Origin of the sequence: Streptomyces niveiscabiei, from assembly GCF_001419795.1 — a bacterium.
GTDB classification, from domain to species: Bacteria; Actinomycetota; Actinomycetes; order Streptomycetales; family Streptomycetaceae; genus Streptomyces; species Streptomyces niveiscabiei.
Genome location: NZ_LIRL01000093.1, coordinates 1 through 7,723, shown reverse-complemented (window position 1 = coordinate 7,723; position 7,723 = coordinate 1). Strand labels below are relative to the sequence as shown.

General features: G+C 71.5%; 9 protein-coding genes. 8 read left to right on the top strand and 1 reads right to left on the bottom strand.

Annotated elements, in window-relative coordinates; all coding sequences use genetic code 11:
• Positions 1–425 (bottom strand): helix-turn-helix domain-containing protein (locus tag AOK24_RS05775; protein ID WP_159051799.1); only part of this gene is annotated, 425 nt, incomplete at its 3' end.
• Positions 426–806: 381 nt separating this feature from the next.
• On the opposite strand from AOK24_RS05775, the gene AOK24_RS05770 reads away from it, so the two are divergent.
• From AOK24_RS05770 to AOK24_RS05735, 8 genes are all read left to right on the top strand, one after another.
• Positions 807–1,112, top strand: a complete 306-nt coding sequence (locus tag AOK24_RS05770) for an ATP-binding protein (RefSeq protein WP_055718967.1) — start codon at positions 807–809, stop codon at positions 1,110–1,112.
• 45 nt (positions 1,113–1,157) lie between these two features.
• Positions 1,158–1,964 carry a winged helix-turn-helix transcriptional regulator gene (locus AOK24_RS05765; RefSeq protein WP_055718966.1) on the top strand — a complete coding sequence of 269 codons (807 nt, stop codon included), beginning with the start codon at positions 1,158–1,160 and terminating at the stop codon, positions 1,962–1,964.
• Between the two features lie 274 nt (positions 1,965–2,238).
• Positions 2,239–2,772 carry a hypothetical protein gene (locus tag AOK24_RS05760; RefSeq protein WP_205123699.1) on the top strand — a complete coding sequence of 178 codons (534 nt, stop codon included), beginning with the start codon at positions 2,239–2,241 and terminating at the stop codon, positions 2,770–2,772.
• Between the two features lie 227 nt (positions 2,773–2,999).
• Positions 3,000–3,770 carry a hypothetical protein gene (locus AOK24_RS50220; protein ID WP_240553677.1) on the top strand — a complete coding sequence of 257 codons (771 nt, stop codon included), beginning with the start codon at positions 3,000–3,002 and terminating at the stop codon, positions 3,768–3,770.
• Positions 3,771–3,959: 189 nt separating this feature from the next.
• Entirely contained in the window at positions 3,960–4,544 is a 585-nt protein-coding gene (locus AOK24_RS05750; protein ID WP_206191148.1) for an SAF domain-containing protein, read from the top strand.
• Positions 4,541–5,350 (top strand): CpaE/TadZ family protein, encoded by an 810-nt coding sequence (locus tag AOK24_RS05745; RefSeq protein ID WP_055718962.1) that lies wholly within the window; start codon positions 4,541–4,543, stop codon positions 5,348–5,350. The genes AOK24_RS05750 and AOK24_RS05745 overlap by 4 nt, the downstream gene beginning before the upstream one ends.
• Positions 5,347–6,777: a TadA family conjugal transfer-associated ATPase gene (locus tag AOK24_RS05740; protein WP_338060927.1), complete on the top strand. Its 1,431-nt coding sequence runs from the start codon at positions 5,347–5,349 to the stop codon at positions 6,775–6,777. The genes AOK24_RS05745 and AOK24_RS05740 overlap by 4 nt, the downstream gene beginning before the upstream one ends.
• The gene (locus tag AOK24_RS05735; RefSeq protein ID WP_055718961.1) at positions 6,774–7,610 is read left to right on the top strand and encodes a type II secretion system F family protein; all 837 of its coding nucleotides are present in this window, start codon (positions 6,774–6,776) and stop codon (positions 7,608–7,610) included. Before AOK24_RS05740 ends, AOK24_RS05735 begins: the two co-directional genes overlap by 4 nt.
• The last annotated feature ends 113 nt before the right edge of the window (positions 7,611–7,723 follow it).

Here is a 7,723-nt window from a genome sequence, read left to right as displayed (position 1 = left end):
ATGTGTATGAGAGACAGGGATAGGACCGCGCGGGCGTAGCCGGGGGTCTGGAAGAGGCCGGGGACGACGTGGGGTTCGTAGCCGCGGATGTGGGTCGCGGCGTTCTCCAGGCTCACGTGGACGGCGAACCAGTCCGGCAGCGCGTCGCGGTAACTCTGCCACCAGCCCGGCTCGTTGGCCTTCACGGTCAGCGCGAGGAACTGCTCCGCCTCGGGCTTCTCGACGCCGTACAGCTCCAACAGGGCTTTGACCGTCGCCCACTTGAGGGCGACCTTCGCCTGTTCCATGCGGATGACCGTGGTGTGCGCGATGTGCAGCCGCGCGCCGGCCTCCTGGGACGACATTCCCGCCGCTTTGCGCAGGTCGAGCAGGCGTCGCCCGAGCACCATCTGGAGGACGGTCGGGGCGGACCGCGGCGCACTCACGTCGGTGCCTCCTGGGATCCCGGTGACCTCGCAGTGTGCCACGGTCCCCATGCGGCGGACAGGCGCACAGGGAATTTGTGCACTGTGCCGAGTGATGTGTTGCCAAGAGGCGGGAGAGGCGAGCATAGTGACGGCGCGACCGGAGTCACTCCTGTTGCGTTGCGCGCGGCGACCCTGCGCGGGCGACGCGTGAGCGGGCGGTGGGCGACTCCTCATTCCGGAAGCCGTGCTTCAGGTCCTTCGCCGGCGGCGTGTACGCCTGGTCCTCGGCGAACCCCCCACGAGCCTTGCTGTCTTCGGCGGATCCCCGGTCACGAGTGCCGGGGTGGCCTGTGCAGCGCATGGCTACGGCCGAACCTCACCTTCCGTAAGGAACCAGCCGTGGCTCTCTCCGACCGCATCACCTCGGGAGGACCCCCTCCCGAACTCACCAACGCCGTTGTCCACACGGACACCCGGACCGTTCCCTGCGTCCTGGCCGCCTCCGGACACCGGATGCTGGTCCGGGTTGAGGATCACGACACGGGATCGTCCGCCTTGGCGCCCGAACATGCTGCCCCGCAGGAGGAGAGGGGCCGTGGGCTGCTGCTCGTCGAAGCCGTGTGCCAGTCCTGGGGAACGGCCTCGCCGGACAGCGGGCGCGGCGGCCGGGTGGTCTGGGCGATCCTCGGCATCGCACCGGAGTAGCGGACTTCGATGGATGCGGAAGCGCGAAGACTCCGTGGTATCGGCATGACGCTGGAGTTGCTCCGGAACCGCTGGACCTTCTCGGTTCTGGTCACCCTCCTGGAAGGTCCGCTGGACGGCAGGCAGTTACTGATCAGTATCAACGAGGGCGCCGCGCGCAACGCAGACCTCGTGGGCACCCGCGTCCTGCACTCGAATGTGCTTCTGGCGCGGCTTCGGCAGATGGAGAAGGAGGGGCTTCTGCTCGTGGGGCACCCTGGTTCGGATGCCAGGGGCGGTCCCGATCTGTGGGAGTTGACGTCGGAGGGCAAGGAACTGTTCCACTCCTTGGGCCGTGTGGCCGTATGGGCGACTGGTCATCGCAGCCGTCTGGCTGCCACCTTGCGAAGACACCGCCGGGGTGGTGGCTCTGGCCAACATCCTGTTGTTGAACCGGTGTTGACGGCGGAGCAGAGCTGCCGGCGCGGCGTGGGCATGGCACTAGGAGTACTTCATCCGCGCTGGGCCTTCGCGATCCTGTGCCAGTTGAGCCACGGTCCTCAGCGGCCGACCGGCGTCACGGAAGCCGTCAACGCGGGCATCGGCCGCAACCGCGACATCGCAGGGCAACGGTCCTTGTCGGAGAAGATGTTCTGGGACACCCTCCACCGGCTCGTCGACGCCGGCCTCGTCGTCCACCGACCTCGCCCTGGCCAGATCGCCTCCACCGCCCGCTGCACCCTCACCCCGGCCGGCCATGAACTCCTGGACGCGCTCGGACCGGTGGCGGAGTGGGCAATCGAGCATGAGAAGCAGCTCCTGACGATCGTGCGCCGAAGACGCGGCCTGCCCGACGGGGACGCGAAAAGCTGATGACATGAATTGCTACCGCAACGTCCCGGATGCTCCGTGTGAACCCTGCCAACCGGAGTGTCTCCAGATTTCCTGTTTTTGCGGTACGGACCAATGGGTGCTTGCTATTGATTTGGTAACGGAGCGCTCCGGTCGGCCGTTCGCACCTTGCAGTTGGAACGGGAGCGCGCGGTACATGTGGGGGCGCCGGTACGTCGGACGGCGATCCGCATCGTTCGCGAGGTGATGAACTGTGGCGGTCTTAGGAACGCGTACGTCTGTGCGCCAAGTCGGTGTGGCAGCGCTGGTGTTGCTGGCCGTGGGCTGCACGTCGGCGGGGGAGACCTCCTCGGGGGGAGAGAAGTCGACGCCCGCCGGGTCGATTCCGGTTTCCTCGCCCGCGGTGTCGGCGGCGGAGGTTGCGCGCGAGCGGGCTTCGGCGGCGTACGTGGGGATGTGGCGGGACATGGCGGAGGCGGCGAAGACTTCGGACTGGAGGTCGCCGATTCTGGGCCGGTACGCGACGGGGGACGCGCTGTCGGCGATCTCACGTGGCCTGTACGCGGATCACCGGAACGGTCTGGTGGCGAGAGGCGGGCCGAAGAACTACCCCAAGGTGACCTTGGCGACGCCTGCGGACAACCCGACGACGGTGATGGTCTCCGACTGCGGAGACTCGACGAACTGGTTGAAATATCGGAGGAGCGACGGGCAACTCGCGGACCACAAACCGGGCGGGCGCCGTGCGATCACGGCCGAGGTGAAGAAGCAGACCTCCGGTTCCTGGAAGGTAACGCGCTTCGCGGTGGAAGGGCTTGGCTCATGCTGAGGCGCACGCTCTTCGTAGCCTGTACGGTCGGCGCAGTTGTGATCGCAAGCTCGCTTCCGGCGCTTGCCGATGATGTGTGGAGGAACGTTGACTGCGCCCAGAATCCCTACCCCGGGTGCGAACTCGGCGTGGGATCGGGTGGCACACACCAAGCGCATCCTCCCCGGGAACTAGGTCGTTCCGGCTCAGGCGGGACAGCCTCCGAAGGCGGCAATGACGGTCCGGTGGTGCCGAACTTCTCGAATCCGGACCTGAATCTGGCTTCGTGTTCGTACGAGCGCAGTGACTTCGAGTCTCCGCCGGACGTGGTGCGGACGTCGTACGACGGCGGGACCGGCGGTGGGGGAGCGGTGGCCGCCGCGTTCGCCGTGGGGCGGCCGGTGGCGGATCCGAAGCCAGGAGAGCCGGGGGCCTGGTACGTGTACAAGTGCGCGGCGGGTGGGGTACGGGACGCGCTCTACCGGCCCCCGGTCTGGATCCCCGACGGACAGCAGCCGGACGGCGGAGCCCCCCAGCCGTCCCCGGCGCAGCTGGCGCAAGTCGCCCGAGAGCAGCTCTGGTTGCCGTCGCCGAGGATCGAGACGAGCCCGGTGGGGGAGCAGTTGGTGCAACTGCCGACGTGGTTGTGGCTGGACCAAGAGGCGTGGGGTGCGGTGTCGGCGACGGCGTCGGTGCCGGGGGTGTCGGTGACCGCCGTCGCGCGGCCGACGTCGGTCGTGTGGGACCTGGGCGACGGCAACACGGTGACCTGCAACGGCCCCGGCACGCCGTACGCGAAGGGCATGGACCCGAAGAGCCCTTCCCCGGACTGCGGTTACACCTACCGCGCGTCGTCGGCCGGTGAGCCGGGGGAGGCGTACGCGGTGTCCGCGACGGTGGAGTGGACGGTGACCTGGTCCGGTGCCGGGCAGAGCGGTGTCTTCCCCGGCCTGACGACCACGTCGACCGCGAGCTTCCCGGTCGCGGAGAGCCAGGCACTCAACAGCAGCGGCGGCTGACAGCCGTTCCGCAGGACGCCGCTCCTGGACGGCGCACGTCACCTTCTATCCGTGGTTCTCCCGGTCCGGGAGAAGTTCTGTGCCGGGAGGCACCCGTTGGCGAACACTCGAACGTTCCCGCACTCCGTTGGTTCCGGGCGTGGCGGCCCGTCCGCCGGCCGTAACCGGTCGTCGGCGCGGATGACGGGGGTGCCGCGTCCCCGCCGTCTGCCCTACCTCCTGGTGGGGGTGCTGTTGGTGGTGGGCTGTACGGCGGGCGGGGTCCTGGTCGCCGCGCAGGCCGGGGCGCAGGAGCCGGTGCTGGTGTTGGCCCGTCCGGTGTCGGTGGGGCAGGTGCTGTCGGGGCGTGATCTGCGGGAGGAGAGCGTGGCGGCCGAGGGGCTGGCGCTGGTCCCCGTACGTTCGCGCTCGGCGGTGGTGGGCCGTCCGGTCGCTTACAGCCTGCCCGCCGGGACTCCGTTGACGAAGAGCGTGCTGGGCCCCGCGGACATCCCGCCGGCCGGGCAGGCGGTGGCCGCCGTCGCGTTGAAGGCGGGCCAGTTCCCGCCCGGCATCCGGCCGGGCAGCCGGGTGAGCGTCGTCCAGGCCCCGGCCGAGAACACGCCGTCCGCGCCGCCGACGTCCTGGTCCGCCACGGTCACCGACGTACACGCCGACGACACCGGGCAGACCACCGTCCTCTCCCTCCTCCTGCCCCGGACCGGCGCCCGCGAGCTCGCGGCGGCACCTGCCGGGCAGCTCGGCGTGGTCACGGAACACGGAGACGGCCGGTGACCCTGGTGGCACTGGGCAGCCTCAAAGGCTCTCCCGGGGTGACGACGGCCGCGGTCGGGCTGGCGGCGGGCTGGCCCTCGGGCGGGCACCCGGTGGTCGTCGAATGCGACCCGGCCGGCGGTGACCTCCTCGGACGTTTCCGGCTGGAGACCGACCCGGGGCTGGTGTCGCTGGCGGCGGCAGCCCGGCATCGGGCGGGTCCGGGGCTGGTGTGGCAGCACACGCAGCGGCTTCCCGGCGGGCTGCCGGTGGTGACCGCTCCGGTGGGCGCGGACCAGACCCGTACGTCCCTGGCCCAGCTCACCCGACGGGGGACCGAGGTCCTGCGGTGGGCGGCGACCCGCCCCGGCACGGTCGTGATCGCCGACTGCGGACGCCTCGACCCCGACTCCCCGGCAACCAGGGTGATCGAGGGCGCCGACGCCCTGCTCCTGCTCTCCCGCGCCCGCGACGACGCCCTCGCGCACGTCGCGACCCGCTGGCCCGGGGTGACGCAGGGCACCCGGCACCCGTACTTCGCCCTGGTCGGCGACGGCTACCCGACCGAGGAGGTCGCGCGGGAACTCGGCATCGAGGTGACGGCCCGGCTGCCGTACGACCCGAAGGGCGCCGCCGCCCTGGGCGGACGCCCCGGCCGCCGCACCACGCCGTCCCGCTCACCCCTCGGCCGAGCCCTGGCCCAACTCGCCGACCACATCGCCTCCCTGGCCGTCGCCCCGCCACAGGAAGACACCACGGCCCTGCGCATCCAGCCGGCCGAGCACCGCACCGATCCGAGAACGTCGTGGAGCGAGGTATCACCGTGACCGAACCACGCAAGACCTACCGCGTCCTGCCCGTCGGCGGCGTCATGCCCCCGACGGACCCAGCCCGCCCGGCCATGTCCCCCGGCCTCGGCGAACGCCGCATGCAGACCGCGCCCCCCACCGAAGCCCTCCGCCTCCACCTGCGCACCCGCCTCGCCGAACAGCTGCCCCAGCGGCTGCGCGCCGACGAGGAGGCCGGCCGCCCACCCGTCCCGGATGCCGACCGTATGGCGTTGGCGGGGAAGATCCTGGGCGAGGCGGCCGAGGAGTACACGCGCACCCTCCTCGCAGGCGGGCGGGAGGCGCTGGCGGCGGACGTCGAGCAGGCGGTCATCACGACCGTCCTGAACGAGGTGTTCGGCGCGGCCGGCCTGGAACCCCTGCTCGAAGACCCCCGGATCGAGAACATCAACGTCACCGGCGACCGGGTCTTCGTCCGCTACGACGACGGCCGCCGCGAACGCCTCCCCCCGGTCGTCGCCTCCGACGCCGAACTCGTCCAGCTCATCCGTGACCTGGCCGCGCGCAGCGGTATCGAGGAACGCCGCTTCGACCGCGCCAGCCCCGGCGTCAGCTTCCAACTCCCCGGCGGAGAACGGGCGTTCGCCGTGATGGCGCTCACCCGGCGCCCCTCGCTCTCGATCCGCCGCCACCGCTTCCAGCACGCCACCCTCACCCAGCTCCGCCACAGCGGCACCCTCGACCCCGGCCTGGAATCCTTCCTCGCCGCCCTGGTCCGAGCCCGCAAGAACATCCTCGTCACCGGCGGCACCGGCATCGGAAAGACAACCATGCTGCGCGCCCTCGCCGCGGAGATCCCCTCCTGGGAGCGGCTCGTCACCGTCGAGGACGTCTTCGAACTCGGCCTGGACACCGACGAGCGGGCGCACCCGGACGTGGTCGCGATGCAGGCCCGCGAGGCGAACATCGAGGGCCGGGGCGAGGTGAGCGCGGCGGACCTGGTGCGGTGGGCGCTGCGGATGTCCCCGGACCGGGTGATCGTCGGCGAGGTCCGCGGCCCCGAGGTGATCCCGATGTGCACGGCGATGTCGCAGGGCAACGACGGCTCCATGGGCACCCTGCACGCCTCCTCCAGCCGGGGCGCGTTCACGAAACTCGCCGCGTACGCCGTGCAGGGGCCCGAGCGCCTCTCCCTGGAGGCCACGAACCTGCTGGTCGCCTCCAGCGTCGACTTCGTCGTCCACCTCGACCGGCCGCGCGGCCTGCCCGGCAAGCGCGTCGTCTCCTCCGTCCGCGAGATCGTGGACGCCGACGACCGGCAGATCGTCTCCAACGAGGTCTTCCGCCCCGGCCCCGACCTGCGCGCGATCCCGGGCGTCCCGCTGCGCACCGAAACCCTGGAAGACCTCGTCGCGGTCGGCTTCGACCCCGCACGCACCGACCCACCCGCCTGGCGCCGGGCATGACCGCGCCCCTCCTGGGACTCCTGGGCCTGGGCGCCGGCTGCGGCTTCCTCCTGATCGTCCACGCGTGGCGTACCCCGGCCACCCGGCCGCACAAGCGGCGCCCGTACACCGGACGTTGGACGGCCGCATCGATCGCGGCGGGAGTGCTGGCGTGGGTGGTGACCGGCTGGATCGCGGGCGGGCTGCTTGCCGGGATGGCCGCGTGGAGCCTCCCGCACCTCCTCGGGTCCGGTACGGAGCACCGCGAGCGCACCGCCCGGATCGAGGGCATCGCGGGGTGGACGGAGATGCTGCGCGACACCCTCGCCGCAGCGGCCGGCCTCGAACAGGCCATCCAGGCCACCGCCCCCGCCGCACCCCGGGCGATCCGGCCCCGGGTGACGGCGATGGCGGCCCGTCTGGAGCGCGGCGAACCCCTGACGGACGCCCTGCGACGCCTCGCCGACGACCTGGAGGACCCGACCGCCGACCTGGTGATCGCCGCCCTGGTCCTGTCCGCACAGCACCATGCCCGCCAACTGTCGCCCTTGCTGGGGGAGTTGGCGGCCACGGCTCGTGCGCAGGTGGAGATGCGCCACCGCATCGAGGCGGGCCGCGCCCGCATCCGGACGACGCAACGCGTGGTCGTGGCCACCACGTTCACGTTCACCGCCGGGCTGATCCTCCTCAACCCCGCCTTCCTCACCCCCTACGACACGGCTGCCGGGCAGGTCGTCCTGCTGGCCATCGGCACCCTGTTCGCGACCGCGTTCACATGGCTGCGCCGCATCGCCCGCATCGAGGAACCGGAACGCTTCTTCGCCACCCCCCGCACCGAGGAGGCGAGCGGATGACCGCGCTGGCCCTGCTGGGCGCCGGAACCGGTCTCGGCCTGTGGGCGTTGGCGGCCTGGCTGGTCCCACCCCGTCCGCCCCTGGCCGACCTGACCGCCCGCCTCAACGCCACC

What these genes read in the sequence shown, in the direction of transcription:
- AOK24_RS05765 (WP_055718966.1), top strand. Translation starts at nt 1,158, where the DNA reads ATGACGCTGGAGTTGCTCCGGAACCGCTGGACCTTCTCGGTTCTGGTC.
- AOK24_RS05735 (WP_055718961.1), top strand. Translation starts at nt 6,774, where the DNA reads ATGACCGCGCCCCTCCTGGGACTCCTGGGCCTGGGCGCCGGCTGCGGC.